Below are 26,453 nucleotides of genomic sequence, written 5' to 3'. Positions count from 1 at the left end.
GCGCGGGCGGCGCGGCCTGCGGCCGGGGCCGCGGCGTGCTGCCGGTGCGTCCGTCGGTCCGGCCGGCACCGTCGGCGCCGTTCGCGGCGGCGTCCTCGCCGACCGGCTTGCGCACCACGACCGGCGGGATCGGCCGCGACCCCGGAATGTTGATCTTGATGCGGGTGGTCAGCGTGGTCTCGGTCCTGGGCTCCCCCGGCCGCGCCGCTACCGCCTCGTCGGCGTCGCCCTGGCGGTTTCCGTACGGCGGGGTTCCCGAGGGGTAGGCGGCAGCGCCGCGCCCCTGGGGCCCGGAGGACGAACTGTCAGATTCACGACTCAAAGCAGGATCTCCCGGTTGGCTCCGCCGCTCGTCATCGACGTGCTTGGGCGGCTCGGCGGCGCGCACCACCATACTGTCCGGCGCGGGCGGGGATCCGGGGTGCGGAGGAACGCTCCCCGTACGGACGCCTGCCCGCGCCGCCGAACAAGGGCCGCGGACGGCCCGTCACATGCCACGTCGTACCGCACCCAGGTGCGCCGGGCGACCCATGGACGTCGTGGTACAGATCACAGCGACGGCGATGCCGCCCAGCAGGAAGGCATAGGCCCCCAGCCCGGCACCGAAGACGAAATCGCCCTCGGCGCGCGTCGTGCTGAGCGCGATCACCGTCACCAGCCAGACGGCGGCCGGGACCAGCGCCCCGACAACCGATACGGCCGCCCGCGCGCCCCCGGTGAACAGCGCCGCGGCACCCGCCAGCGCGAGCAGCAGGCCGCCGGGGAACCACGCCCCCTGGACCAGCGCCCCGGCCACCGCTACCAGCGCGCCGAGGACGACCAGGAGCACGTACAGCCCGGCCTTCAGCACGCCGCCGGGCGGCGTCTCCGACTGCCGCGGCGCCTTGGCCTCGGTGGCCCCGGCGCCGCCGCCGGCCGCCCGGCTGCGCCTGTCCGCCCCGTCGTTGCCGCTCATCGCGCCGTCTCCCTCGTGTCCGCGGCCGTATCCGGCCCGTCCTGCGTCCGTACGCCCGCGAAGAGGTCGTCCTCGCGCTCACCTTCCCGCGCGCCGGACGTGCCGCGCACGAGACGGTAGTGCTCGTCGCCCAGCAGCGGCTGGCCGAGATCGTTGGAGAGCGCGAAGAAGGGGCCGTCCACGGCGATCTGGGTGACGTGCGCGCGCATCGCAGCGGCCTTTGCCGCGCCGTGCTCGGGCGCGGCCGCGATCGAGGCGGTGACCTGGTCGTCCGGCACCACTCCGGGGACGTCGTCCACAGCGGCGACGCCGGGGAAGGACAGCCCGGCCGCGTGCAGCCGCTCGAAACCCTCCTCGACCACGGAGCGCGGATTGCAGTTCCAGTAGACCTTCTCGATCACGTGGGCCGCGCCGAGCTCCGGCCGGAAGGCGGGGTCGGCGGCCAGCTCCGCGGCGCGCATCGCGACCCGGTGGGCCTGGATGTGGTCGGGGTGGCCGTAGCCGCCGTCCGGGTCGTAGGTGACCAGGACCTGCGGGCGTACCTCGCGGACCACCTCGACCAGGTCGCCCGCGGCCGTGTCCAGGTCGGCCTGCCAGAAGGCGTCCGGACGGTCGTTCTGGGGCGCGCCCATCATCCCGGAGTCGCGGTAGCGGCCCGGGGCGCCGAGCAGGCGGTGGTCGGTGACACCCAGCTCGGCCATTGCGGCGGCCAGTTCGCCGCTGCGGTACGGGCCGAGCACGTCGTCCTTGTCGGCGGCCAGATGCGCGAGGTGCGGCGGGATGACCTCGCCCTCCTCGCCGAGAGTGCAGGTCACCAGCGTGACGAGGGCGCCCTCGGCCGCGTATTTGGCCATGGTGGCGCCGTTGTTGATCGACTCGTCGTCCGGGTGCGCGTGCACCAGCAGCAGACGGCGGGCGGGAAGGTCGGACATGGGGACAGCGTACGAGCCGTACGTGCGGCACGGGGAACCCGACCGGATGATCCACCCGGTCGGGCCCGCTGCCGCACGTCACGGCCGCCGGGGCGGCCGCGGTCGGCTCAGAACTTGATGCCGCCGATCATCCCGGCGATGTTGGTCGTCAGCTCTCTGATGGTGGGAGCGATCGTCGAGCTCGCGATGTAGAAGCCGAGCAAGATGCACACGACTGCGTGGCCCGCCTTCAAGCCTGACTTCTTCACCAGCAGGAAGACGATGATCGCCAGCAGCACCACCGCCGAAATCGAGAGTGCCACGGCGGTCACCTCCAAGTACGCACGGACGGAACGGGATTGGGCAGGTACAGGCCCCGGCCCTTTGGCCAATGGCTCCATACCCACACGCCTCAGCGATCATAACTATCGGCACGCACGCATATGCAGGTGCACGGGTGCAGAGTGGGGGCGCACACGATCTTCACGAGAGCGGCCACGGTGAGCCCCGTGGCCCTTACGCTCGGCCCATGACCGGACAGCTCTCATTTCCCCGGCAGCACGCGCGCACCCAGCGCTTCAGCCTGGGCGTGCCGCGCGGCTTCAGCATCTCGCCGGATAGTACGCGCGTCGTCTTCCTCCGCTCCCGATCCGGCACCGATCGGGCGAATCTGTTGTGGGTCCATGACCTTGACGCCGGGCGCGAGTACCCCGCGGCCGACCCGGCGGGGCTGCTGGGCGGCACCGACGAGGAACTGTCGCCGCAGGAGAAGGCGCGTCGGGAGCGGACCCGTGAGGGCTCGGCCGGCGTGGTCGGCTACGCCACCGACGCGGCCGTGGAACTGGCCGCCTTCCCCCTCTCCGGCCGGCTGTTCGTCTCCGAGCTGCGGGCCGGCACCTGCCGCGAACTGCCCGTCCCCGGCCCGGTGGTGGACCCGCGTCCGTCCCCGGACGGGCGGTACGTCGCGTACGTCGCGGAGGGCGCGCTGCGGGTCGTGCCCGTGGCGGGCGACGGCACGGCCGACGTTGACGGCTCACGGGACGGCGCACGAGACGGCGACCGTGCGCTGGCGGCGCCGGACGGACCGCACGTCACCTGGGGCCTCGCGGAGTTCATCGCGGCCGAGGAGATGAGCCGGTACCGCGGCTTCTGGTGGTCGCCGGAGAGCGACCGGCTGCTGGCCGCGCGGGTCGACGACTCCCCCGTACGGCGCTGGTGGATCGCCGACCCGGCGCACCCGGACAAGGCGCCCGCCGAGGTGGCCTATCCGGCGGCCGGCACGCCCAACGCCGAGGTCACGCTGGCCCTGCTGGGCCTGGACGGGGAGCGCACGGACGTCGTCTGGGACCGCGAGCGCTACCCGTATCTGGCCCGGGTGCACTGGTCCCCCGCCGGCCCGCCGCTGCTCCTGGTGCAGTCCCGCGACCAGCGCTCGCAGCGCTATCTGGCGGTCGACACCGATACGGGCGCGACGCGCCTGGTGCACGCCGACGAGGACCCGGTCTGGGTCGAGCCCTATCCGGGCGTGCCGGCCTGGACGCCCGACCGGCGGCTGGTGCGGATCGCCGACGAGGGCGGCGCGCGCAAACTCTTCGTGGGGGACCGGCCGCTGACGTCCGCGCCGCTGCACGTGCGCGGAGTGCTCGATATCGGCCAGGAAGATGTCCTGTTCTCAGCGAGCGGCGAGGACCTGCACGACGTGGGGGTCTACCGGGCCTGGTACCGCGGCAGCGGCGACCAGGGCGGCTGGGAGCGGGTGACGGAGCGCCCGTACGCCTCGTACTCCTCCGCGGTGCGCGTGGGCGAGGTGGCCGTCGTGTCGCACATGTGCGCGGAGCGGCCCGGGGCGCAGGTGGAGGTCCTGCGGCTGAGCGCCGACGGCAAGGAGACCCGGCTCGCGGAGATTCCGTCGCACGCGGAGACGCCGGTGCTCGCCGCCCGGCCGCGGTTCGTGACGGCGGGCGAGCGGGAGATCCCGTGCGCGGTGCTGCTGCCGACCGGTTACGAGGAGGGGGACGGGCCGCTGCCGGTGCTGCTGGACCCGTACGGCGGGCCGCACGCGCAGCGCGTGCTGGCGGCGCACAACGTCTTCCTCACCTCGCAGTGGTTCGCCGACCAGGGGTTCGCCGTGGTGGTCGCCGACGGCCGGGGCACGCCGGGCCGCTCCCCCGCCTGGGAGAAGGCGATTTCGCGGCGGGTCGCGGAGGTGGTGCTGGAGGACCAGGTCGACGCGCTGCACGCGCTGGCAGAGCGTTTCCCGCTGGATCTGGACCGGGTGGCCATCCGCGGCTGGTCCTTCGGCGGGTATCTCGCCGGGCTGGCCGCGCTGCGCCGCCCGGACGTCTTCCACGCGGCGGTGGTGGGCGCGCCCGTCACCGACCAGCGGCTGTACGACACCCACTACACCGAGCGGTACATGGGCCACCCGGACGAGGATCCGGATTCCTACGTAAGGAATTCCCTGGTCACGGACGCGGGCCTGGTGGAAGCGGCCGATCAGCACCGGCCAATGATGATCATTCATGGGCTGGCCGACGACAATGTGGTCGTGGCGCATTCGCTGCGGTTCTCCTCGGCACTGCTGGCCGCCGGCCGGCCGCACGAAGTACTCCCGCTGTCCGGGGTGACCCATATGACGCCCCAGGAACAAGTGGCCGAAAATCTGCTCCTTCTGCAAGTCGCATTCCTCAAGCGGAGCCTCGGCCTCTCCTAAGTACGGGAGAACGGGGCGAAAAGCGACCGGCCGGGGAGGCTGTTGGCCTCCCCGGCCGGTCCACGGCACCCGCACGGCCGTACGCTGTCGAGGATGGCGCGTTCGTATATCGGTGCTGCGACAGCCAAGTGTCCTTCTTGTTAAGGATGTTCGGGACGAAATGTCTCGCATGCCGTACACCTCCGGTAACTGTCAAGCACGCCGTGGCGTCAATCTGCGCAATCTTCGCTCAAGAAGCGAACAAGGTGGCTACGGTCCGTCCGCAGACTCTTGACTCCGCCGTAAATCACTTGCGAAAGTCCGCTCAACCAGCGGTGCAACTCTGTGCCGCTTCATGTTCCAAGAGAACTCGGCGCGGGGGCACTTCGCGATGACTAGTCCATCCCAGACCGCGGTTTCCAAGACCGACACCCCAGGACTTGGACCCGACGGGCTGAGCAAGGGAAAGGACCGCAAGGGCGGCGAATTGGTCGGCCGTTCGCCGGGCCAATTGATGTGGGCCCGCTTCCGGCGTGACCGCGTCGGAGTGATCAGCGCCTACGTCGTCCTGTTCTTCTTCGCCGTCGGCCTGCTGGCCCCGGTCATCTCCATGCTGTACGGCAAGGACCCCTACACGCGGTACGGCATGCTCACGCCGGGTCTGCTGACGAACGGTTACCCGACCCAGCCCAACGGCGGCATCTCCAGCGAGTTCTGGTTCGGCATCGAACCGACCCTGGGACGCGACGTGTTCATGCAGCTCGTCTACGGGATCCGCACCACGCTCTTCACCGCGCTCGCGATCACCATCGCCTCGGTGCTCACCGCCATCGTGCTGGGTGTGGCGGCCGGGTACTTCGGCGGCAAGACCGACTACTTCATCGGCCGGGTCATCGACCTGCTGATGGCCTTTCCGAACCAGCTCTTCTTCGTCGCCTTCGTCCCCGTCGTGGGCGCCGTCTTCGTCGCCCCCGAGGACGCCATGCCGACCTGGCTGCGCGCATCCATCCTGATCCTGGTGATGTGGTTCCTGGGCTGGATGAGCCTGGCGCGGCTGCTCCGCGGGCAGGTCCTCTCGCTGCGCGAACGGGAGTTCATCGAGGCGGCGAAGGTCTCCGGAGCCTCACCGGCCCGCATCATCCGGCGTGAACTGCTGCCCAACGTGGTGACGCCGATCCTGGTCCAGACGACGTACATGCTCCCGAACTTCGTGACGTCCATTGCGGGCCTGTCCTTTCTGGGCGTCGGCTTCGTCGAACCCACCCCGGACTGGGGGCGGATGTTCGCCAACGCCGCCGACTACTACCGCAACGACATCACGTACCTCTTCTTCCCCGGCCTGGCGATGGTCATCTTCATCGTCGCCTTCAACCTGCTCGGGGACTCGGTCCGGGACGCTTTCGACCCGAAGCGGGCTCGATGAGATCCGTTCCGTGGGGGGTGCTGCCACCCCGGCACCGCATGAGTCAGGCAGCAGCAACGGATCAACGACAGGCAGGTGCATACACCGTCATGAGCAGCAACCGTACGCGCAGAACTCACGCCACCCTGGTCGCGCTGGCCGCCGGCGCACTCGTCCTCACCGCATGCAGCAGCGGCGCGGGCACCGGCACCGGTGACGGCTCGGGCGACCGTTCGCACGCCGAGAAGCAGCGCGAGCAGATCGCGTTCGGCGACGCCGCGGCGTCCAAGGGAGCGGCCGAGGAGGTGCCGGGCGCCCAGAAGGGCGGCACCATCAAGGTCTACCAGCGCGACACCTACTCGCACCTGGACCCGGCGCAGATCTACGTCAGCGACGAGGGCGCGCTCGCCACGCTGCTGTTCCGCAAGCTGACGACCTACCACATGGACAACAAGGGCAAGTACACCGTCGTCGGTGACCTCGCCACGGACAGCGGCCAGTCCTCCGACGGCGGCAAGACCTGGAAGTACACCCTCAAGGACAACGTGAAGTGGGAGGACGGCTCCCCGGTCACCGCCAAGGACATCCGGCACTCGATCGAGCGGACGTTCGCGCCCTTCATCACCGACGGCCCGTACTACCTCCAGCAGTGGCTCGCGGACACGAACTCCACGGACTACCGCAAGCTCCTGAAGGACGGCCCGTACAAGGGCAAGCACCTTCCGGACAGCATCCTGGAGACGCCGGACGACAAGACCATCATCTTCCACTTCAAGTCGCCCCACCCGGACCTGCCCTACGCGCTGGCCATGGCCGGCTACGCCGCGGTGCAGGAGAAGAAGGACACCAAGGAGAAGTACGACAAGGCCCCGCAGTCCTCGGGCCCGTACAAGATCAAGCCGGGGTCCTTCAAGTCCGGCAAGGGCATGACGCTGGTCCGGAACCCGGAGTGGGACCCGAAGACGGACAACTCCCGCCACCAGTACGTCGACAAGTTCGACATCCAGTTCGGCGTGTCCTACCCCGACTCGACCCAGCGTCTGATCGCGGACAACGCCGACAACCAGACGGCGATCAGCTTCAACAACCAGGTCGACGCGGCCAGCATGCAGACCGTGGCCAACGACCCGAAGGTCAAGAAGCGGTCGACCTCGGGTTACCAGCCCTACGTCGGCGTCATCAACTTCAACATGAAGCGGATCAAGGACAAGAAGGTCCGCGAGGCCCTCGCCTACGCGATGCCGACGCAGGCCGTCCTGGACGCCTACGGCACCCCGGGCGGCGGCGAGCTGGCGGGCAGCTACATCAGCCCGACGGTCACCGGGTACAAGGACATCGACCCCTACGGCAAGCTGAAGAAGCCGCTGGGTGACGTGGCGAAGGCGAAGAAGATCCTGAAGGAAGCCGGCAAGACAGGCATGAAGATCACCTTCGCCTACATGAACGCGCCGGAGCCGCAGAAGTACTCGGTCTCCATCGTCGACAACCTCAAGAAGGCCGGCTTCGACGTCCAGCCGAAGGACCTGCCCTCCGACACGTACTACGACGTGGTCGGCAAGGTCGACAACAAGTTCGACATCTACGCGTCGGCGTGGGGCGCGGACTGGCCGAGCGCCTCGACCGTGCTGCCGCCCACCATGGACGGCCGGCAGATCCAGGACGGCTCGCCGAACTACGCGCACTACGACAACCCGGCGGTCAGCAAGGAGATGGACCGCATCTCCAAGATGTCCGACCAGGAGAAGGCGTCCGAGGAGTGGTTCAAGCTCAACGAGAAGATTCTCAAGGAGGACCTGCCGGCGATCCCGACCTTCTACTACAAGCAGATCCAGCTGCACGGTTCCAAGATCGGTGGCGTCGTGAACAACGACATCATCAGCGGTGTCGACCCGACGAAGCTGTTCGTCAAGAAGTAACCGCGCCCTCGCGCCGGTAACCCTGGCGCCCGGTGTGCCCGTCCGGACCGGACGGGCACACCGCGCGGTCCCCACCCACCTCCTTCCGCTGCCCCACGAGAGCTGCGATCTGCCATGCTTCGTTTCCTTTTCCGCCGGTCCCTCGGCGCGATCGTGATCCTGCTGCTGATCAGCGCGTTCACCTTCTTCCTGTTCTTCGCCGCCCCACGGGATCCCGCGCTGCTGTCCTGCGGAAAGAACTGCACCCCGGACGCCATCGCCCTGATTCACAAGAATCTCGGCCTGGACAAGCCGATCCCCGTCCAGTACTGGGACTTCATGTCCGGCATCGTGACCGGTCGCGACTTCGCCCAGGGCCCGTGCCCGGCCCCGTGCTTCGGCTACTCGTTCGCCAACGGGGACCCCGTCTGGGACACCATCATCGACCGTTTCCCGACCACCATCTCGCTGACCATCGGCGGCGCGGCGGTCTTCCTCACGGTCGGCCTGAGCACCGGCATGATCGCCGCCTGGAAGCAGGGCAAGCTGGTCGACAAGGTCTTCAGCTCCGCCTCGCTGGTGCTGAGCTCAATGCAGATCTACTTCATCGGCCCCATCGTGCTGGCCCTGCTGGTGTACAACCTCGAGATCCTGGGCCAGCCGAAGTACGTCAATTTCACGGACAATCCGGCCGCCTGGTTCATGGGGCTGCTGATCCCCTGGTGCGTGCTGTCGGTCATCTTCACCGCGCAGTACACCCGTATGGCGCGCTCCTCGATGATCGAGCAGCTGGCCGAGGAACACGTCCGTACCGCACGCGCCAAGGGCATGACCCGGGGGACGGTCTTCTTCCGGTACGCCTGGCGAGGGTCCCTCATCCCCATCGTCACCATCTTCGGCATCGACCTCGGGTCGCTCTTCGGCGGCGCGATGATCACGGAGCAGACCTTCGCCCTGCCGGGCCTGGGCACCCTCGCGGTGCAGTCCGTGCAGAACACCGACCTGCCCATGGTCATGGGCGTGATGCTGTTCGCGGCGACCTTCATCGTCCTCTTCAACATCATCGTCGATGCCTGCTACGCGTTCATCGACCCGCGCGTGCGCCTGTCCTAGGAGAGCCACCAGTGACCACACTCACCAAGACCGAAGGCGCACCGGTCCCGACCGGATCGGACCCCTTCCTGTCGGTACGCGACCTGTACGTGCGGTTCTCCACCGAGGACGGCATCGTCAAGGCCGTCGACGGGCTCTCCTTCGACCTGAGCAAGGGCCAGACGCTCGGCATCGTCGGCGAGTCCGGCTCCGGCAAGTCGGTAACGAACCTCGCCGTTCTGGGCCTGCACAACCCCGCCTCCACCGAGATCACCGGCGAGATCACGCTGGACGGCCAGGAGCTGACCGGCGCGACCGAGCGCACGCTGCAGAAGCTCCGCGGCAACAAGATGGCGATGATCTTCCAGGACCCGCTGACGGCGCTCTCGCCGTACTACACGGTGGGCCGGCAGATCGCCGAACCGTTCATCAAGCACACCGGCGCGAGCAAGCGCGAGGGCCGGCAGCGCGCCATCGAGATGCTGACCAAGGTCGGCATCCCGCAGCCGAACCTGCGGGTGGACGACTACCCGCACCAGTTCTCCGGCGGTATGCGCCAGCGCGCCATGATCGCCATGGCGCTGGTCTGCAACCCCGCGCTGCTCATCGCGGACGAGCCGACCACCGCGCTCGACGTCACCGTGCAGGCGCAGATCCTGGACCTCCTCAAGGACCTCCAGCAGGAGTTCGGCTCGGCGATCATCCTGATCACCCACGACCTCGGCGTGGTCGCCAACATGGCCGACGAGCTGCTGGTGATGTACGCCGGGCGGGCGGTCGAGCGCGGCACGGTCAAGGACATCCTCACCACGCCGCAGCACCCGTACGCCTGGGGCCTGCTGGGCTCGATGCCGCGCCTGTCGGCCAGCGTCGACGAGCCGCTGCACCCGATCCCCGGCACCCCGCCGAGCCTGCTCAACCCGCCGTCCGGCTGCCCCTTCCACCCGCGCTGCGCCTTCACCTCGGAGGTGGGCGGCACCCGCTGCGCCGACGAGCGGCCGCTGCTGGCGCCGGGGCGCGCCTCGGCCTGCCACCTGAGCGCCGAGCAGAAGCACACCTTCTTCACCGAGCAGATCAAGCCCCGGCTGGGCTAGGGAGCGACGACCATCATGAGTGAAGCCACAGACGTCACCCTGCCCGCTCCCCGCGACGCCGTCCCGACGGGCGAGCCGCTGCTGGTCACCGAGGGCCTGACCAAGCACTTCCCGATCATGGGCGGCTTTCCGTTCCGGCGGCGGATCGGCGCCGTGCAGGCGGTGGACGGGCTCGACCTGACCGTGTACGCGGGCGAGACCTTCGGCCTGGTGGGCGAGTCGGGCTGCGGCAAGTCCACGACGGGCCGGCTGCTGACCCGCCTCCTGGAGCCCACCAGCGGCACGATCTCGTACCGGGGCCGGGACATCACCCACGCGAACCGCAAGCAGCTCGCGCCGGTCCGGTCCGAGATCCAGATGATCTTCCAGGACCCGTACTCCTCGCTGAACCCGCGGCAGACCGTCGGCACGATCATCGGCGGCCCGATGGAGATCAACGGGATCAATCCGCCCGGGGGCCGTGAGAAGAAGGTCCGCGAGCTGCTGGAGACCGTCGGCCTCAACCCCGAGCACTACAACCGCTTCCCGCACGAGTTCTCCGGCGGCCAGCGGCAGCGCATCGGCGTGGCCCGCGCCCTCGCCCTGGAACCGAAACTGATCGTCGCCGACGAGCCGGTCTCGGCGCTGGACGTCTCCATCCAGGCCCAGGTCGTCAACCTCCTCCAGGACCTCCAGCGCGAGCTGGGCATCGCGTTCCTCTTCATCGCCCACGACCTGGCGATCGTGCGGCACTTCAGCCAGCGGGTCGCGGTGATGTACCTCGGCAAGGTCGTCGAGGTCGGCGACCGCGAGTCCATCTACACCCGGCCGCGCCACCCGTACACGCACGCGCTGCTCTCCGCGGTGCCGGAAGCCCGGCTGGCCGGGGACGACGAGGACGACCGCGAGCGCATCCGGCTCGCGGGGGATGTCCCCTCCCCCGTGAACCCGCCGTCCGGGTGCCGGTTCCGCACGCGGTGCTGGAAGGCGCAGGACAAGTGCGCGACCGAGGAGCCGCCGTTGTTGCAGATCGCGGGGAATGCAGCGGGGCACCTGACGGCGTGCCACTTTCCGGAGGAGCCGACGATTACCTCGCGGGGTGAGGACATTGTCCTGGACCCGGCGCTGGCGGCGATCGAGGAGTCCTCGGACCGGGACTGACGGCCCACCCGCCGTGGGTGGTTCGGTTCGTGGCGGACCGGCCCGCCGCGTCGGTTGCGCGCGCAGTTCCCCGCGCCCCTTACGGGGCGCCCCCTTCAGGGGCGCGGGGAACTGCGCGGCCAGCCACGACGCTGCCGCAGGCGGCTACTCGCTCGGCACGACATGGCGCTCCTCCGCGAAGTGACACGCGGAGGGATGCGCCCGCCCCGCCGCGCCCGCGAACCATTCGGGCACGGCCAACGGCGGTACGACCTCCGCACACACCGGCTGCGCCTTCCAGCACCGCGTGCGAAACCGGCACCCCGAAGGGGGATTCGCCGGCGACGGCACATCACCGGCGAGCAGGATCCGCTCCCGGTGCTCCCGGGCCTCGGGATCGGGGACCGGCACCGCGGAGAGCAGCGCCTGCGTGTACGGGTGCGTCGGGTGCCCGTAGATCTCGTCCTCGGTGCCGGTCTCCACGATCCGGCCCAGGTACATCACCGCCACCCGGTCCGAGATGTGCCGCACCACCGACAGGTCGTGCGCGATGAAGACATACGACAGATCGAACTCGTCCTGCAGCCGCTCCAGCAGGTTCACGACCTGCGCCTGTACGGAGACGTCCAGCGCGGACACCGGCTCGTCCGCGACGATGATCTCGGGCCGCAGCGCCAGCCCCCGCGCGATGCCGATCCGCTGCCGCTGTCCGCCGGAGAACTGGTGCGGATACCGGTTCACGTACTCCGGGTTCAGCCCGACCACGTCCAGCAACTCCTGGACCCGGCGCCGCCGGTCGCCCTTCGGGGCCACCTCCGGATGGATGTCGTACGGCTCGCCGATGATGTCGCCGACCGTCATGCGGGGGTTCAGCGACGTGTAGGGGTCCTGGAAGACCATCTGGATGTTGCGGCGGACCGCCTTCAGCGCGCGCCCGGACAGCCTGGTGATGTCCTCGCCGTGGTACCGGATCGCCCCCGCGGTCGGCCGCTCCAGGCCGACGAGCGTCCGGGCGACGGTGGACTTGCCGCAGCCGGACTCCCCCACGATGCCGAGCGTCTCGCCCTTGCGCAGGTCGAAGGAGACGCCGTCGACCGCCTTGACCGCGCCGACCTGCTTCTTCAGGACGATGCCCTGGGTCAGCGGGTAGTGCTTGACCAGGTCGCGTACTTCGAGAATGGCCTCAGCGGTCATGCGGCGGCTCCTCGTCACGCACGGTCTCCTCCCAGAAGTGGCAGGCGCTGGACCGGCCCGGCGCCACGTCGTACAGCGGCGGCCGGTCCGTGGTGCAGACGTCCCGGGCCCGGGGGCAGCGCGGGTGGAAGGGACAGCCGGGCGGGATGGCGGTCAGGCTCGGCGGCAGGCCCTTGATCGCGTACAGCTCCTGGCCCTTCTGGTCCAGCCGCGGGATCGAGTCCAGCAGGCCGCGGGTGTAGGGGTGCGCGGGGCACTTGTAGAGATCATGAATGGGCGCGGTCTCGACGATCCGGCCCGCGTACATCACCGCGATCCGGTCGGCGACGTCCGCGACCACCCCCAGGTCATGGGTGATCAGGATCAGCCCCATGTCGTACTCCCGCTGGAGATCGGCCAGCAGGTCCATGACCTGGGCCTGGACCGTCACGTCCAGCGCCGTCGTCGGCTCGTCGGCGATGATCAGGTCCGGCTCCAGGGCCAGCGCCATCGCGATCATGATCCGCTGGCGCATGCCGCCGGAGAACTGGTGCGGGTAATCACCGACCCGGCTGCGGGCCGCGGGGATCTTCACCCGGTCCATCAGCTCGACCGCCTTGGCGCGCGCGTCCTTGCGCTTCATGCCCTGGTGGACCTCGTACATCTCGCCGAGCTGGGCGCCCACCGACAGCACCGGGTTCAGCGCGGACAGCGCGTCCTGGAAGATCATCGCCATCCGGGCGCCGCGGATCCTGCGCCGCTCCTCGGGCGCGGCCTTGAGCAGGTCCCGGCCCCGGAAGAGGACCTCGCCGCCGGTGACGAAGCCGGGCGGCGAGTCGAGGATGCCCATGATCGCCTGGGCGGTGACGGACTTGCCGGAGCCGGACTCGCCGAGCACGGCGAGCGTCTCGCCGGCGTCGACGCGGTAGCTGACGCCGTTGACGGCCCGGGCGACGCCGTCGCGGGTGCGGAACTCCACGTACAGGTCGCGCACGTCGAGCAGCGCGGGCGCCGCCTCGGGATGCGTCGTGGTGGCCATCTGCGGTCTCCGTCTCCTCAGCGCAGCTTGGGGTCGAGGGCGTCGCGCACCGCGTCGCCGAGCATGATGAACGCCAGCACCGTGATCGACAGCGCGCCCGCCGGATACAGCAGCATGTGCGGCGCGTTGCGGATGTAGGTGGAGGCGGTGGAGATGTCGATGCCCCAGGAGACGGTGGGCGGTTTCAGGCCCGCGCCGAGGTAGGACAGCGTGGCCTCCAGGGAGATGTAGGTGCCCAGCGCGATGGTGGCGACGACGATGACGGGGGCCACGGCGTTGGGCGCGATGTGGCGGAGCAGCAGCCGGCCGGAGGAGGCGCCGAGCGCCCGCGCGGCCTGGACGTAGTCGTTCTGTTTGGCGGTGACGACGGAGCCGCGGGCGATCCGGGCGATCTGCGGCCAGCCGAGCAGCACGATGAAGCCGACCACCGGCCAGACGGTCTTGCTGGTGACGACGGAGAGAAAGACCAGGCCGCCCAGCAGCACGGGGATGCCGAAGAAGATGTCGGCGACGCGCGAGAGCAGCGCGTCCCACCAGCCGCCGAAGAAGCCGGCGAGGCCGCCGAGGACGCTGCCGAGGAGGGCCGCGCCCGCGGTGGCGCAGATGCCGACGGTGATGGAGGCGCGGGCGCCGTAGACGGTACGGGTGTAGACGTCCCGCCCCTGGGTGTCGAAGCCGAAGGGGTGGCCGGGCGCGGAGCCCTCCTGGGCCTTGGCGAGGTCCGCGCGGTAGGGATTCCCGTCGGCGATCAGCTGCGGCCAGATCGCGATGACGACCAGGAAGAGGATGATCAGCGCGGAGACCAGGAAGACGGGGTTGCGGCGCAGGTCGCGCCAGGCGTCGCCCCACAGGCTGCGCGGCTTGTCGCGCGGGCTCCCGCCCCGGCCGTTCCGGCCGCCCTCCAGCGTCTCGGCCTCGGCCATCGCCAGAGCGGCGGTGCCGCCGTCCCCATGGGTGATCGCTTCTTTCGGTACATAGCGCTCAGGCATAGCGGATCCTCGGGTCGAGGACGGCGTACAGCAGGTCGACGACGAGGTTGGCGAAGAGGAAGACCAGCACGAGGACGGTGACGAAGCCGACGACGGTGGGCGAGTTCTGCCGCAGGATGCCCTGGTAGAGCTGGAAGCCGACGCCGTGGATGTTGAAGATCCGCTCGGTGACGATGGCGCCGCCCATGAGCGAGCCGATGTCGGTGCCGATGAAGGTGACCACCGGGATCAGTGAGTTGCGCAGCAGATGCCGGGTGACGACCCGGCGCCGCGGCAGCCCCTTGGCCACCGCCGTGCGCACATAGTCCGCGCGGGCGTTCTCGGCGAGCGAGGTGCGGGTCAGCCGGGTGACGTACGCGAGCGAGACCAGCGCGAGCACCACCCCGGGCAGTAGCAGCTCGTCCAGGTACGCGTCGGTGGAGACGGTCGGCTTCACCCAGCCCCACTTCACCCCGAGCAGGAACTGCAGCACATAGCCGCTGACGAAGGTCGGGATGGAGACCACGACCAGGGTGAAGACCAGGACGGACGTGTCCAGCGCGCGCCCGCGCCGCAGCCCGCTCAGCACACCGAGGGTGACGCCGACGATGATCTCGATGACGATGGCGACCAGGGTCAGCCGCAGGGTGACCGGGAAGGCGGTGCCCATCAGCTCGGTGACCGGCTGCCCGTTGAAGGCCGTGCCGAAGTCCCCGCGGAAGATCTGGCCCATGTAGTGCAGGTACTGCTTCCACAGCGGCTGGTCGAGGAGGAGTTCCTCGCGGATCCGGGCCGCGGTGGCGGGGTCGGGGGCGCGGTCGCCGAACATCGCGGCGACCGGATCGCCCAGCGCGTACACCATGAAAAAGATCAGGAACGTGCTGCCGATGAACACCGGGATCATCTGGAGCAGGCGCCGGATGACGTAGCGTCCCATGAGGTCAGCTGCCGACCTTGATCCGGTCGTAGACGGGCACGCTGAACTGATTGAGTCTCACATCGCTCAGCCGGTCGGTGTAACCCCCGCTGCCGTTCTGGTACCAGAGCGGAATCACCGGCATGTCCTTGACCAGCACCCGCTCGGCGTCCTGGAACTTCCGCACCGCCGCCTGCCGGTCGGTCTCCGCGTTCGCCTCGTCGACCAGCTTGTCGAACTGCTTGTTGCTGTACTTGCCGTCGTTGGAGGAGGCGTCGGTGTAGTACATCGGCTGCAGGAAGTTCTGGATGAGCGGGTAGTCCATCTGCCAGCCGGCGCGGAACGGCCCCTTCATCTTCTTGGCCGTGATCTGGTTCCGGTAATCGGCGAAGGTCCCCACCGGATTGCCCACGCACGCCTTGTCGTTCTTCAGCACCTTGTTGACGCTGTTGCAGAGCGCGTCGACCCAGTCCTTGTGCGAGCCGGTGTCGGCGTTGTACGTGACGGTGACCTTGCCGCCGGGCAGCCCGCCGCCCTCCTTGATGAGCTTGCGCGCCTCGGCGGGGTTGTACTCGCACGCCTTTCCGCACAGCCCCGACTTGTACCCGCCGTCGGCCTTGAGCACGGGCGAGGTCCAGTCACTGGCCGGGGTGCGGGTGTTCTGGAAGATCTGCCGCGTGATCGTCTTGCGGTCGATCGCCATGGACAGCCCCTGCCGCACCTTCGCCATCTTCTGCGACCCCCATTGGGCGTCGTACATGGGAAAGGTCAGGGTCTGGATGATCCCGGCGGGCTGATTGATGTACCGGTCGCCGAGATCCGCCTCCGCGTTCTTCAGCTGCGCGGCGGGAATGTCGTCGCTGAGGTCGAGATTGCCGGCCTGGAGGTCGGTGTAGGCGGTGTTGTTGTCGGTGTAGACCCGCAGGTCCACGCCGCCGTTCCGGGCCTTGTCCGGGCCCTTGTACCCGCCCCACTTCCGCAGCTTCATCGCCGAGCCCTTGGTGTACGACTCGACCTTGTACGGCCCGTTCCCGACCGGCTTCTTCAGCCAGCCGTCGTGATCCTTGAAGAAGGCACGCGGCAGCGGCGCGAAGGCGGGATACCCGAGCGTCTGCGGCCAGGTCGAGAACTTCTGGTTGAGCTTGACGGTAAAGGTCCGGTCATCCTTCACCTGCAGCCCGGAGAGCGTCCGGGCGCTGGCCTTTCCGCTCTCCGGATGGACCTTCTCATACCCCTCGATATAGCCGAAGAAATACGCATTCTTCTGATTGTTGTCGATCAGCGCACCATAATTCCAGGCATCCACGAACGACTGCGCGGTGACCGGCTCCCCATTGCTGAACTTCCAGCCCTTTTTGATCGTGACCGTGTAATTCTGCTGATCCTCGGACTCGATCTTCTGGGCGAGCATGTCCTCGGCCTCGCCGGTCTTCGGGTCGTACCGCTTGAGCCCCCGGAAAATCATGTCGAGGACCTTGCCGCCCTGCACCTCGTTGGTATTGGCGGGCTCCAAGGGGTTCTGCGGGTCACCCCAGGACGAACTGAGGACCCCCTTGCCGTCCCCGCCACCGTCGCCCCCGCCGCCACCACACGCCGTCGCCACGAGGGCGACGGCCACCGTTCCCACCGCCCACTTCGCACGGGTGGCTCCACGCATCCGGTGCCTCCTCAGTCCGCGACACAAGTCGTACGTAGGCCACATAAGAACCCAAAGAGGATGCGGTCGCACTCCCACTACGTCCGTACGAGCCCCCGGCTCCACGGAAACCATCCGAATGCGCGAGCGCCCCCGGGGATGCCGGGGGCGCGGAGGGAGTGGGGACGCTTTGCTACTGAGGCGGAGCGGGGCGGTCGAGGGACTCCAGGATGCGGCGCTTGCCGGCGATCTCGTCCTCGACCAGGTCCCGGGAGAACCGCTCCGGGTCCTTTTCATAGAGCGCCCTGCCGCGCTCCGAGGTGAAAGCGGCGGCCGGAATCCGGTCTTCTCCCGCCGGGAAGAACTTGAGCACTTCCTCCACCGCCGCGAGACCGTAAGCCATCGCTGCCCGGTGCTCTCCCTGCTCGGCCGGCGAAGCGGCCAGGAGGAGGGGGCCGACACGTGCGGACACGCTGTTGGCCACGGTCTGGAACTCCCCCGGGTCAATGATCCGAGAAGGTGTCGCCCCACCGAATGCCGGCGGGGGCGGCGGCGTTTCTTCCACCATTTCAAAAACGAACTGCCGCTGGCGCCCGCATCCCGCGCACGCGCCCTCGTACATCGAAATCAGCGCGCCCTCGCGCTCCTGGAGGCTGTGCTGACGCGCGAAATCCGCGACCCCGCATTCGCACGGATGCAGGTCCATGTAGAGGTGGGCTTCCAGGGCCGAACGCGCTATCAGCATGATCGTGATCCTATACGCTGCGGCTCACGGTAGTACGGGAGTTGACGTCATCGGGGGAATACGTGGACGCGGGTACCGATCCCAGACTGCTGCTGAGCATGCCTCGGCAACAGGGCTCATGGACGAGCCAGCGCGAGTTGCTCGCGGCAGCGCAGCGGCTGCTGCCGCAGGTGCTGGAACTCGCCGGTTACCGGGCCGAGCTGAAGGTCGACGACGGGCGTCCCTTCTTCGACGCGCTGCATGTCTCCGGCCAGTCGATCTCCGTCTGGGTGGACGCGGTACCGCTCCCGGACGGCACGGTGGCACGGACGATGGTGAACACGACGTCCGAGCACTACATGATCCATACGTCCGACCGCCTGCCCCTCGACCGACTCGGCCGGGTGCTCTCGCAAGGCGCGGGCGAGTTCCTGGCCTGCCGGGAACGGTCACGTGACGGACTGGCCCCCGTAGCGGCGGACTTGCTGGGGCGCGGCGCGGAACTGCCCGCCGACCTTTCGCTGTCCGCGACCGACCGCGGCCGGATCGGCGAGCTCAACTGGCTCGCCGAGCAGTACGCCCGGCCCTCGCTCGAGGAGGAGCAGCGCGCGCAGGCCAGAGCGGAGCTCTCCGGGCTCCTCGACCGGTGCGGGCTGCGGCCCACCGTCCCCGTCAGCGAGACGGAGGGTTTCGCGGCCGCGGCGCAGGCCGCCGAGATCCGCCTCGACTACGCACGACAGCACCTGTCGGCCGGCAGCCTGCGTCTGGTCCGCGACCTCGCCCACCCCATAGAACACCTCACCCCCCAGGACGCCGCCGCCCTCCGCTCCTTCCGGGAGGCCGAGGCGCAGGCCGCGCGCGAGGTGCGGACGGTCCTCGGGGGGCGGGCGGTTTCGGTCGCGCTGCCGGAGGCGGACGCGCCGGTGAGCGCCTTGGGCGAGAGCGCCGAGCAGGAGGCGGCGGCGCGCAGTGCCCGGAGCGCGGTCACGGAGCGGCAGCTGCGGGACGAGGCGCTGTGGCAGGGCGGCCGGGTGCGGCCGCGCCCCGTGATGATCGGCGGCGGCGCCGCGCTGACCGGCCGGGACGAGGACATGCTGCTGGTCGACGCGGTCGGGCGCTGGCATCTGGACCCGGGCGCGGGTCTCGTGCAGTCCGCCGACCAGGACCGCGACCTGCGGCGCGTCGGGCTCGATCCGTACGCGGACAGCGGGCCCAAGGACCGGGTGTCCATCCTGGCGACCCGCGCGTGGGAGGACCGGCTGGCGGCGCGTGGGCCGCTGGTGGACGGGTACGGGCAGCTCGCGCTGGACAAGAACGGCAGGCTGGTGACGCGGATCGAGCCGCTGAGCGGCGGCGAGCCGCTCACGGTCGAGGTGGCCGGTACGCCGGTCATCGCCACGGGTCTGACGCCGGAGGTCGTGCCGGGTGTCGCGCGCGACGACAACGGCCGCGGGGTCCGGGGCGTGGAGAGCCTGAGCGAGGCGGTGCGCCTCCTCGGCGAGCGCGTGCCCGAACTGCGGGAGCGGCTCCACGAAGCGGAGCGGTCGGGAGACGGTGCCGCCGCCGTACTGCGCATGCTGGACGAAGAGGCGGTCCAGGGGCGGCTGGGTGACAGTAAGTCCGTGCAGGGCGAGACGGTGGACGGCATCCGGCAGACGCTGGCAGCCACGCAGCGGTGGGAGGACGCCCGCGCGGCCGCGCCGGGGCGGGCGCTGATGGGCGACGAGGTCGCAGACAACCGGTTCGACCCGCGCGCCGCCCAGCACTGGATCATCGCGGGCTCGGGCGGCACCGGCGTCGCCAACGCGGAGATCATCCTGGAGCGGAACCCGGACGCACGCGTCACCATCCTGGGTGGCAACGCCCCGGCTGCGCTCAACCACCAGGTGCAGTACCGGGAGATGACGGGCGAGGGCTCCGGGTACGGCGACCGGCTGGACATCAAGAGGGCCCGGCTGGGCGCGGTGGAGACCGTGCCGGGGCCGGACGGGAAGCCGCTCTTCCGGGTGCCGTTCACGGACCGGGACGGCAACGTGACGGAGCTGGTCGCCGACGGGTACGTCGCCAGCCTCGGCCGTACGAATCCGCTGCCGCCGGTCACCCGGGAACTCGCGGACCGCGTGCGGGAGGCGGGCAGCCAGGTCGAAGGCACGCTGCTCTTCGACGAGCACCAGCAGTACCTGGGGTACGGGCTGACCTTCCCGGTGGACGGCAGGGAGCACCGCGTGGACGTGACCGGCGCGGCCTCCTGGCAGCTGCCGCGGCAGGTGTTCGACCAGCAGACGGTCGGCGAGCTGAACAGGATGGGCGTGCGCCAGATCCCTTCGGAGAGCGCCAACGCCGCGCCCGGGTTCGCGCCGGTCGCGCACCAGGCCGCCGCCTTCGCCAACGCGCGGGCGACGGACTCGGTGCGGCGGCTGCCCGGGGTACCGGAGCGGTGGGTGGGGCCCCGGCCGCCGGCCCCGGAGACCGCGGCCCACGTCCCGGCCAAGTCCGCACCGGAGGCCGTGCCCCACGCCCCCGCCAAGTCCGGAGCCGCGGCACCGGTGGTCGCGCCACCGGTATGGCAGACCGGCGTCCCGGCCGAGCCGTCCAAGGGCCCGGCCGCGACACGTCCCGTACAGGCGCCGCCCACCGGGCCGGCGCCGGAACCGCCCCGGCCGGACCAGGGCATCGGAATCTAGGCGGCCTGGGCCGCCCCCCTTCTACGCCGCCCCCACCACGTCCTTCTCCTCCGCGAAGTGACAGGCCGACTCGTGAGCGGCGAGCGAGTCGGTGTTCTTCAGCGCCTCGGGGACGGCGAGAAGAGGGATCTCCTCGGCGCACTTGTCCTGGGCCTTCCAGCAGCGGGTGCGGAAGCGGCAGCCCGAGGGCGGGTTGGCCGGGGACGGCACGTCGCCGCTGAGGATGATCCGCTCGCGACCGCCGCGGGCCTCCGGGTCGGGGACCGGCACGGCCGACAGCAGGGCCTGGGTGTACGGGTGGGTCGGGTGCTCGTAGATCTCCTCGTCCGTGCCGATCTCGGCCATCTTCCCGAGGTACATCACGCCGACGCGGTCGGAGATGTGCCGGACGACGGAGAGGTCGTGGGCGATGAAGAGGTACGAGAGCTCGAACTCGTCCTGGAGGCGCTCCATCAGGTTGACGACCTGGGCCTGGACCGAGACGTCCAGCGCGGAGACCGGCTCGTCGCAGATGATGATCTCGGGGTTGAGTGCGAGGCCGCGGGCGATGCCGATGCGCTGGCGCTGGCCGCCGGAGAACTGGTGCGGGTACCGGTTCACGTACTCCGGGTTCAGCCCGACCACGTCCAGCAGCTCCTGGACCTTGCGGCGCCGGTCGCCCTTCGGGGCCACCTCGGGGTGGATGTCGAAGGGCTCGCCGATGATGTCGCCGACCGTCATGCGGGGGTTCAGCGACGTGTAGGGGTCCTGGAAGACCATCTGGATGTTGCGGCGGACGGCCTTCAGGGCGCGGCCGGTGAGCTTGGTGATGTCCTCGCCCTTGTAGAAGACCTCACCGGCGGTCGCCCGCTCCAGGTTCATCAGCAGCTTGGCGACGGTGGACTTGCCGCAGCCGGACTCCCCCACGATGCCCAGCGTCTCGCCCCGGTACAGGTCGAAGGAGATCCCGTCGACGGCCTTGACCGCGCCGACCTGCTTCTTGAAGAGGACGCCCTGGGTGAGCGGGAAGTGCTTCACCAGATTGCGTACCCGGAGGATCGGCTCGCGGTCCGCGTTCTTCGTGACGGGCTCAGCCATGGAGCGTCTCCTTCCAGAAGTGGCACGCGCTGCCGCGGCCGTCGGCGACCGTGGCCAGCGCCGGGACGTCTGCCCGGCAGACGTCCTGGGCCTTGGGGCAGCGCGGGTGGAAGGCGCAGCCGCCGGGGATGTTCAGCAGGTTGGGCGGCAGGCCCTTGATCGCGTACAGCTCCTGGCCCTTCTGGTCCAGGCGCGGGATGGAGTCCAGCAGGCCGCGGGTGTAGGGGTGCGCGGGGGTCTTGTACAGCTCGCCCACGGGTGCGTGCTCGACGATGCGGCCCGCGTACATCACCGCGATCTTGTCGGCCACGTCCGCGACCACGCCGAGGTCGTGGGTGATGAGGATCAGGCCCATGTGGTACTCGCGCTGCAGCTCCGCGAGGAGGTCCATGACCTGGGCCTGGACGGTCACGTCGAGGGCCGTGGTGGGCTCGTCGGCGATGATCAGGTCCGGTTCGAGGGCCAGCGCCATCGCGATCATGATGCGCTGGCGCATACCGCCGGAGAACTGGTGCGGGTAGTCCCCCACACGGCTGGCGGCCGCCGGGATCTTCACCTTGTCCATCAGCTCGATGGCCTTGGCCTTGGCGGCCTTCTTGGACAGGCCCTGGTGGACGCGGAACATCTCGCCGAGCTGGTAGCCGACGGAGAGCACCGGGTTCAGCGAGGACAGCGCGTCCTGGAAGATCATGGCGATCTTGGCGCCGCGGATCTTGCGGCGCTGCTCACCGGACATCGTCAGCATGTCCTGGCCGCGGAAGAGGATCTCGCCCTGCGGGATCTTCGCCGGCGGCATGTCGAGGATGCCCATGATCGCCTGGGCGGTGACGGACTTGCCGGAGCCGGACTCGCCGAGCACGGCGAGCGTCTCGCCCGCGCTGACGCTGTAGTTGACGCCGTTGACGGCCTTGACGACGCCGTCCCGGGTGTGGAATTCGACGTGCAGGTCACGGACCTGGAGCAGCGGCGAACCGGCCGCTTCCGGGGTCCGCGGGCCGGGCACGGCCGCGGTCTTCTCGGTGGTGGTCACGTACGCCTCCCTCAGCGCAGCTTGGGGTCGAGGGCGTCGCGCACCGCGTCGCCGAGCATGATGAACGCCAGCACCGTAAGAGACAGCGCGCCCGCCGGGTACAGCAGGGTGTGCGGCGCGTTGCGGATCTGGGTGGCGGCCTGGGAGATGTCGATGCCCCAGGAGACCGTCGGCGGCTTCAGTCCGACGCCGAGGAACGACAGGGTGGCCTCCAGCGAGATGTACGTACCGAGCGCGATGGTCGCCACGACGATGACGGGCGCAAGGGCGTTCGGGGCGATGTGCCGGAGCAGCATGCGCGGGGTGGAAGCGCCGAGCGCGCGGGCCGCCTGTACGTAGTCCTGCTGCTTGGCGGTGATCACCGCGCCGCGCGCGATACGGGCGATCTGCGGCCAGCCGAGGACGGCCATCAGCAGGACGACCGTGAAGATCGAACCGCCCTTGACGACGGACAGGAAGACGATGCCGCCGAGCAGGATCGGGATGCCGAAGAAGATGTCGCCGATCCGGGAGAGCAGCGAGTCCCACCAGCCGCCGAAGAAGCCGGCCAGCCCGCCCATGAGGCAGCCGAGGACGGCGGCGAGGAGGGTGGTGCAGATGCCGACGGTGACCGAGGCGCGGGCGCCGTACACGGTGCGCGCGTACACGTCGCAGCCCTGCTTGTCGAAGCCGAAGGGGTGACCGGGGGCCGCGCCCTGGGCGGACTTGGCGACGTCGCAGGCGTACGGGCTCGTGCTCGTCATGATGCTCGGCCAGATCGAGATGACGACCAGGAAGAGGATCAGTACGGCCGAGATGTAGAAGATCGGGTTGCGGCGGAGGTCGTGCCAGGCGTCACCCCACAGGGAGCGGGCCTTCTCGGCCTGCTCGGGCACGGACTCGGCGGCGGCCACGGCTTCGTCGGCCGCTGTCTTGGTCATCTCAGGCATACCGGATCCTCGGGTCCAGGACCGCGTAGAGCAGGTCGACGAGCAGGTTGGCGGCGAGGAAGACGACCACGAGCACGGTCACGAAGCCGACCACGGTCGGCGCGTTCTGCCGCAGGATGCCCTGGTAGAGCTGGTAGCCGACGCCCTGGAGGTTGAAGATCCGCTCGGTGACGATGGCGCCGGCCATCAGGCCGCCGATGTCGGTGCCGAGGAAGGTGACGACCGGGATGAGCGAGTTGCGCAGCAGGTGCACGCTGATCACGCGGCGGCGCGGCAGGCCCTTGGCGGTGGCGGTGCGGATGTAGTCGGAGCGGATGTTCTCCGCGATGGAGGTGCGGGTCAGCCGGGCCACGTACGCCAGCGAGACGCCGGCCAGCACGATGCCGGGCAGGATCAGCTCCTCGAAGCGCACCTCGGTGGAGACCGACGGGGGCAGCGCGCCCCACTTCACGCCGACGAAGTACTGCAGCAGGTAGCCGGTGACGAAGGTCGGGATGGAGATCACGAACAGGGTGAGGACCAGCACGCCGGTGTCGATCAGACGGCCGCGGCGCATGCCCGCGATGACGCCGAGCGTCACGCCCACCACCAGCTCGATGACGAAGGCGACCAGGGTGAGCTGGACGGTGTTGGGGAAGGCGTCCCCCATCAGCTCGATGACCGGGCGGCCGTTGAAGGCGGTGCCGAAGTCGCCCTGGAAGATGCCCGCCATGTACTGCAGGTACTGGCTCCACAGCGGGTCGTTCAGGTGCAGGGACTCCCGGATCTGGGCGGCGGTGGCCGGGTCGGGGGTCCGGTCTCCGAACATGGCCGCGACGGGATCGCCGAGCGCGTAGACCATGACGAAGATCAGGAAAGTGGTGCCGATGAAGACGGGCACCATCTGGAGCAGTCGTCGCACGACGTAGCGCCCCATGTGTCCTCCAGAAGTGCGCCGACGCGGGGGCAGCCGGGCCCGGGGCCTCTTCGACGAGGCCCGGGTGACCGGCTGCTCCCTGCCGCCGTGAGCGGTTGGTTCGGTGCGGCCCGCTCAGGGGCTGCGTCGGGTCAGCTCTTGACCTTGATCTCGGTGTAGACCGGGACGCTGAAGGCGTCGAGCTCGACGTCGGAGACGTTCTGCGACCAGCCGGCGACGCCGTTCTGGTAGAAGAGCGGGATGGCGACCATGTCGTCGAAGACCAGCTTCTCGGCGTCCTGGTACAGCTCGGTCGCCTTCTTGGTGTCCGGCTCGGCCGCGGCCTTCTTCAGCAGCTCGTCGAACTCCTTGTTGCTCCAGTGCGAGTCGTTGGAGCTGGCGCCGGTGGCGTACAGCGGCGTCAGGAAGTTCTCGATCTGCGGGTAGTCCATCTGCCAGCCGGCGCGGAAGGCGCTGGTCATCTCGCCCTTGGTGATCTGGCTGCGGAAGTCGCCGAAGGTGCCCACGGGGTTGCCCACGCACGCCTTGTCGTCACCCAGCACCTTGTTGACGCTGTTGCAGATCGCGTCCACCCACTCCTTGTGGGAGTCCTTGTCCGCGTTGTAGCTGATGGTCATCTTCCCGCCGGGCAGGCCGCCGCCCTCTTCGATGAGCTTCTTGGCCTCGGTGGGGTTGTACGTGCAGGCGTCGCCACAGGCGTCCTTGGAGTAGCCGTTGGCGGCACCCAGCACCGGGGAGGTGAGGTCGGTGGCCGGCGTCCGGGTGCCGTGGTAGATCTTCTCGGTGATCTGCTTGCGGTCGATCGCCATGGAGATGCCCTTGCGGACCTTCTCCATGCCCGGCTTGCTCCACGCGCCCTTGTCGAGCGGGAAGGTGATGGTCTGGTTGATGCCGGCCGGCTGCGAGACGTAGTTGCCCTGCAGGTCGGTCTTGGCGTTCTTGATCTGCTCGGCGGGCATGCTGTCGAGCACGTCGATGTTGCCGGCCTGCAGGTCGGAGTAGGCGGTGTTGGAGTCCGTGTAGACCTTCAGCAGCACGCCCTTGTTCTGCGGCTTGTCGTCGCCCTTGTACTTCTTGTTGGGCACGAGCTTCATCTGCGTGCCCTTCTGGTACGAGTCGACCGCGTACGGGCCGTTGCCGATGGGCTTGTCGAGGTAGCCCTTGTGGTCCGAGAAGAACTTCTTCGGCAGCGGCGCGAACGCCTTGTAGCCCAGCCGGACCGGCCAGGTCGACATCTTCTGGGTCAGCTTGACCGTGAAGGTGTGCTCGTCGACGACCTTCAGGCCCGAGAGGGTCTTCGCGGTCGGCTTGCCCTTGGCCGGGGCGACCTTGTCGTAGCCCTCGATGTCGGCGAAGAAGTAGCTGTTCTTCTGCTGGTTGGTGGCCAGCGCGCCGTAGTTCCAGGCGTCGACGAAGGAGCTGGCGGTCAGCGGCTCGCCGTTGGAGAACGTCAGGCCCTTCTTCACCTTGACGGTGAAGGTCTGCTGGTCCTTGGTCTCGATGGACTCGGCGGCGTCGTTCTCGGCCGCGCCGGTCTTCGGGTCGTACTTCTTGAGGTTCTGGAAGATCATGTCCAGGACCTTGCCGCCCTGCACCTCAGTGGTGTTGGCGGGCTCCAGCGGGTTCTGCGGGTCGCCCCAGGCGGACCGCACGACTCCGGCCTCGGAACCCGCGCTGTCTCCACCCCCGCCGCACGCCGTCACACCGAGGGCGATGGCTATGGCTCCCGCGACCCAAGTAGCGCTTCTGGCACCGCGCATGGGACTGCCTCCTCATGAGTCCATTAGTGACATGGAAAGGAGCCGGCCGTCCGCTGACACCCCTGACAGCGCGCGACCGGCCCCCGATGCTCGTGAGTCGGCGCCTTCACAGCGCGTGACCCATTGACCCGAGCTCAATAGCCCCCATCCTCAGTCACGTTCGCCCCATAAGCCACGAGTCTCTGGTCTCGGTTTGATCACATCCCGGAGATTGACGTCCGGAAACCGGACAAACCAATCCAACCAGACGGGAAGGAATCGGACCTCCAACTCACCGGAGGACGCCGCTCGTCCGCTATTCGGCCGCCCGGCGGGGGTCGCGGACGACCCTCGGCGTCTTGACCAGGAGCCACTGGTGGGATAGCGCACGCAAGGCCGAGCGGTTACACAGCGTGCATACGACAGCGCCCCGCCGGACAGAAGTCCGGCGGGGCGCTGGGA

Annotated in this window: 21 protein-coding genes and 1 pseudogene; 7 read left to right on the top strand and 15 right to left on the bottom strand. The window is 69.3% G+C overall.

What is annotated here, in order from left to right; genetic code table 11:
- From CCS38_RS23150 to CCS38_RS23135, 4 genes and pseudogenes are all read right to left on the bottom strand, one after another.
- Nucleotides 1–322 (bottom strand): annotated as a pseudogene (locus CCS38_RS23150) (hypothetical protein); the annotation flags it as partial.
- A gap of 165 nt (nt 323–487) precedes the next feature.
- Complete coding sequence (locus CCS38_RS23145) at nt 488–955, bottom strand: DUF6113 family protein (protein WP_223735237.1); 468 nt, start codon at nt 953–955, stop codon at nt 488–490.
- Nucleotides 952–1,887, bottom strand: a complete 936-nt coding sequence (gene mshB / locus CCS38_RS23140; RefSeq protein WP_223735236.1) for an N-acetyl-1-D-myo-inositol-2-amino-2-deoxy-alpha-D-glucopyranoside deacetylase — start codon at nt 1,885–1,887, stop codon at nt 952–954. Before mshB ends, CCS38_RS23145 begins: the two co-directional genes overlap by 4 nt.
- Nucleotides 1,888–1,994: 107 nt before the next feature.
- Nucleotides 1,995–2,189 (bottom strand): hypothetical protein, encoded by a 195-nt coding sequence (locus CCS38_RS23135; RefSeq protein WP_030264052.1) that lies wholly within the window; start codon nt 2,187–2,189, stop codon nt 1,995–1,997.
- Between the two features lie 206 nt (nt 2,190–2,395).
- On the opposite strand from CCS38_RS23135, the gene CCS38_RS23130 reads away from it, so the two are divergent.
- From CCS38_RS23130 to CCS38_RS23105, 6 genes are all read left to right on the top strand, one after another.
- Nucleotides 2,396–4,579, top strand: a complete 2,184-nt coding sequence (locus CCS38_RS23130) for a S9 family peptidase (protein WP_223735235.1) — start codon at nt 2,396–2,398, stop codon at nt 4,577–4,579.
- 370 nt (nt 4,580–4,949) lie between these two features.
- The gene (locus tag CCS38_RS23125; RefSeq protein WP_223735234.1) at nt 4,950–5,981 is read left to right on the top strand and encodes an ABC transporter permease; all 1,032 of its coding nucleotides are present in this window, start codon (nt 4,950–4,952) and stop codon (nt 5,979–5,981) included.
- A gap of 89 nt (nt 5,982–6,070) precedes the next feature.
- A complete protein-coding gene (locus CCS38_RS23120) occupies nt 6,071–7,876 on the top strand; it encodes an ABC transporter substrate-binding protein (protein ID WP_223735233.1) in 1,806 nt (601 codons plus the stop codon).
- A gap of 114 nt (nt 7,877–7,990) precedes the next feature.
- On the top strand, nt 7,991–8,968 hold the full coding sequence (locus tag CCS38_RS23115) for an ABC transporter permease (RefSeq protein WP_223735232.1): 978 nt from the start codon (nt 7,991–7,993) through the stop codon (nt 8,966–8,968).
- 11 nt (nt 8,969–8,979) lie between these two features.
- The gene (locus CCS38_RS23110) at nt 8,980–10,041 is read left to right on the top strand and encodes an ABC transporter ATP-binding protein (protein ID WP_223735231.1); all 1,062 of its coding nucleotides are present in this window, start codon (nt 8,980–8,982) and stop codon (nt 10,039–10,041) included.
- Nucleotides 10,042–10,056: 15 nt separating this feature from the next.
- On the top strand, nt 10,057–11,181 hold the full coding sequence (locus CCS38_RS23105; protein WP_223735230.1) for an ABC transporter ATP-binding protein: 1,125 nt from the start codon (nt 10,057–10,059) through the stop codon (nt 11,179–11,181).
- 144 nt (nt 11,182–11,325) lie between these two features.
- Here CCS38_RS23105 and CCS38_RS23100 read toward each other — a convergent pair whose 3' ends face one another.
- The 6 genes from CCS38_RS23100 to CCS38_RS23075 all read right to left on the bottom strand — a co-directional run bounded on the left by CCS38_RS23100 (nt 11,326) and on the right by CCS38_RS23075 (nt 17,637).
- Entirely contained in the window at nt 11,326–12,354 is a 1,029-nt protein-coding gene (locus tag CCS38_RS23100) for an ABC transporter ATP-binding protein (RefSeq protein WP_223735229.1), read from the bottom strand.
- Entirely contained in the window at nt 12,344–13,372 is a 1,029-nt protein-coding gene (locus CCS38_RS23095; RefSeq protein ID WP_223735228.1) for an ABC transporter ATP-binding protein, read from the bottom strand. Before CCS38_RS23095 ends, CCS38_RS23100 begins: the two co-directional genes overlap by 11 nt.
- Nucleotides 13,373–13,389: 17 nt before the next feature.
- Nucleotides 13,390–14,361: an ABC transporter permease gene (locus CCS38_RS23090; RefSeq protein WP_223735227.1), complete on the bottom strand. Its 972-nt coding sequence runs from the start codon at nt 14,359–14,361 to the stop codon at nt 13,390–13,392.
- Entirely contained in the window at nt 14,354–15,277 is a 924-nt protein-coding gene (locus tag CCS38_RS23085) for an ABC transporter permease (RefSeq protein WP_030264021.1), read from the bottom strand. The genes CCS38_RS23090 and CCS38_RS23085 overlap by 8 nt, the downstream gene beginning before the upstream one ends.
- Nucleotides 15,278–15,281: 4 nt before the next feature.
- Nucleotides 15,282–16,913, bottom strand: coding sequence for a peptide ABC transporter substrate-binding protein (locus CCS38_RS23080; protein ID WP_223735226.1), 1,632 nt, complete (start codon nt 16,911–16,913; stop codon nt 15,282–15,284).
- A 172-nt stretch (nt 16,914–17,085) separates the two neighbouring features.
- Nucleotides 17,086–17,637 (bottom strand): hypothetical protein, encoded by a 552-nt coding sequence (locus CCS38_RS23075; RefSeq protein WP_223735225.1) that lies wholly within the window; start codon nt 17,635–17,637, stop codon nt 17,086–17,088.
- Nucleotides 17,638–17,735: 98 nt separating this feature from the next.
- Here CCS38_RS23075 and CCS38_RS23070 point away from each other — a divergent pair, with 98 nt between their 5' ends.
- A complete protein-coding gene (locus tag CCS38_RS23070; protein ID WP_223735224.1) occupies nt 17,736–20,300 on the top strand; it encodes a hypothetical protein in 2,565 nt (854 codons plus the stop codon).
- A 21-nt stretch (nt 20,301–20,321) separates the two neighbouring features.
- On the opposite strand, the gene CCS38_RS23065 is transcribed toward CCS38_RS23070, so the two are convergent.
- From CCS38_RS23065 to CCS38_RS23045, 5 genes are all read right to left on the bottom strand, one after another.
- Nucleotides 20,322–21,377, bottom strand: coding sequence for an ABC transporter ATP-binding protein (locus tag CCS38_RS23065; protein ID WP_223735223.1), 1,056 nt, complete (start codon nt 21,375–21,377; stop codon nt 20,322–20,324).
- Nucleotides 21,370–22,407 carry an ABC transporter ATP-binding protein gene (locus CCS38_RS23060; protein ID WP_223735222.1) on the bottom strand — a complete coding sequence of 346 codons (1,038 nt, stop codon included), beginning with the start codon at nt 22,405–22,407 and terminating at the stop codon, nt 21,370–21,372. The genes CCS38_RS23065 and CCS38_RS23060 overlap by 8 nt, the downstream gene beginning before the upstream one ends.
- An 11-nt stretch (nt 22,408–22,418) precedes the next feature.
- Nucleotides 22,419–23,327, bottom strand: a complete 909-nt coding sequence (locus tag CCS38_RS23055) for an ABC transporter permease (RefSeq protein ID WP_223735238.1) — start codon at nt 23,325–23,327, stop codon at nt 22,419–22,421.
- 1 nt (nt 23,328) lies between these two features.
- Complete coding sequence (locus tag CCS38_RS23050) at nt 23,329–24,252, bottom strand: ABC transporter permease (protein ID WP_223735221.1); 924 nt, start codon at nt 24,250–24,252, stop codon at nt 23,329–23,331.
- 131 nt (nt 24,253–24,383) lie between these two features.
- Nucleotides 24,384–26,012 carry a peptide ABC transporter substrate-binding protein gene (locus CCS38_RS23045; protein ID WP_223735220.1) on the bottom strand — a complete coding sequence of 543 codons (1,629 nt, stop codon included), beginning with the start codon at nt 26,010–26,012 and terminating at the stop codon, nt 24,384–24,386.
- Nucleotides 26,013–26,453 lie beyond the last annotated feature (441 nt).

The organism is Streptomyces purpurogeneiscleroticus (assembly GCF_020024005.1).
GTDB classification, from domain to species: Bacteria; Actinomycetota; Actinomycetes; order Streptomycetales; family Streptomycetaceae; genus Streptomyces; species Streptomyces purpurogeneiscleroticus.
This window is presented reverse-complemented; position numbering and strand designations above follow the sequence as displayed.

Bases quoted from the DNA above. Each gene is read 5' to 3' on its own strand.
- CCS38_RS23145 (WP_223735237.1), bottom strand. From the start codon at position 955: ATGAGCGGCAACGACGGGGCGGACAGGCGCAGCCGGGCGGCCGGCGGC.
- mshB (WP_223735236.1), bottom strand. From the start codon at position 1,887: ATGTCCGACCTTCCCGCCCGCCGTCTGCTGCTGGTGCACGCGCACCCG.
- CCS38_RS23130 (WP_223735235.1), top strand. From the start codon at position 2,396: ATGACCGGACAGCTCTCATTTCCCCGGCAGCACGCGCGCACCCAGCGC.
- CCS38_RS23125 (WP_223735234.1), top strand. From the start codon at position 4,950: ATGACTAGTCCATCCCAGACCGCGGTTTCCAAGACCGACACCCCAGGA.
- CCS38_RS23120 (WP_223735233.1), top strand. From the start codon at position 6,071: ATGAGCAGCAACCGTACGCGCAGAACTCACGCCACCCTGGTCGCGCTG.
- CCS38_RS23115 (WP_223735232.1), top strand. From the start codon at position 7,991: ATGCTTCGTTTCCTTTTCCGCCGGTCCCTCGGCGCGATCGTGATCCTG.
- CCS38_RS23105 (WP_223735230.1), top strand. From the start codon at position 10,057: ATGAGTGAAGCCACAGACGTCACCCTGCCCGCTCCCCGCGACGCCGTC.
- CCS38_RS23100 (WP_223735229.1), bottom strand. From the start codon at position 12,354: ATGACCGCTGAGGCCATTCTCGAAGTACGCGACCTGGTCAAGCACTAC.
- CCS38_RS23095 (WP_223735228.1), bottom strand. From the start codon at position 13,372: ATGGCCACCACGACGCATCCCGAGGCGGCGCCCGCGCTGCTCGACGTG.
- CCS38_RS23090 (WP_223735227.1), bottom strand. From the start codon at position 14,361: ATGCCTGAGCGCTATGTACCGAAAGAAGCGATCACCCATGGGGACGGC.
- CCS38_RS23085 (WP_030264021.1), bottom strand. From the start codon at position 15,277: ATGGGACGCTACGTCATCCGGCGCCTGCTCCAGATGATCCCGGTGTTC.
- CCS38_RS23080 (WP_223735226.1), bottom strand. From the start codon at position 16,913: ATGCGTGGAGCCACCCGTGCGAAGTGGGCGGTGGGAACGGTGGCCGTC.
- CCS38_RS23075 (WP_223735225.1), bottom strand. From the start codon at position 17,637: ATGCTGATAGCGCGTTCGGCCCTGGAAGCCCACCTCTACATGGACCTG.
- CCS38_RS23070 (WP_223735224.1), top strand. From the start codon at position 17,736: ATGCCTCGGCAACAGGGCTCATGGACGAGCCAGCGCGAGTTGCTCGCG.
- CCS38_RS23065 (WP_223735223.1), bottom strand. From the start codon at position 21,377: ATGGCTGAGCCCGTCACGAAGAACGCGGACCGCGAGCCGATCCTCCGG.
- CCS38_RS23055 (WP_223735238.1), bottom strand. From the start codon at position 23,327: ATGACCAAGACAGCGGCCGACGAAGCCGTGGCCGCCGCCGAGTCCGTG.
- CCS38_RS23050 (WP_223735221.1), bottom strand. From the start codon at position 24,252: ATGGGGCGCTACGTCGTGCGACGACTGCTCCAGATGGTGCCCGTCTTC.
- CCS38_RS23045 (WP_223735220.1), bottom strand. From the start codon at position 26,012: ATGCGCGGTGCCAGAAGCGCTACTTGGGTCGCGGGAGCCATAGCCATC.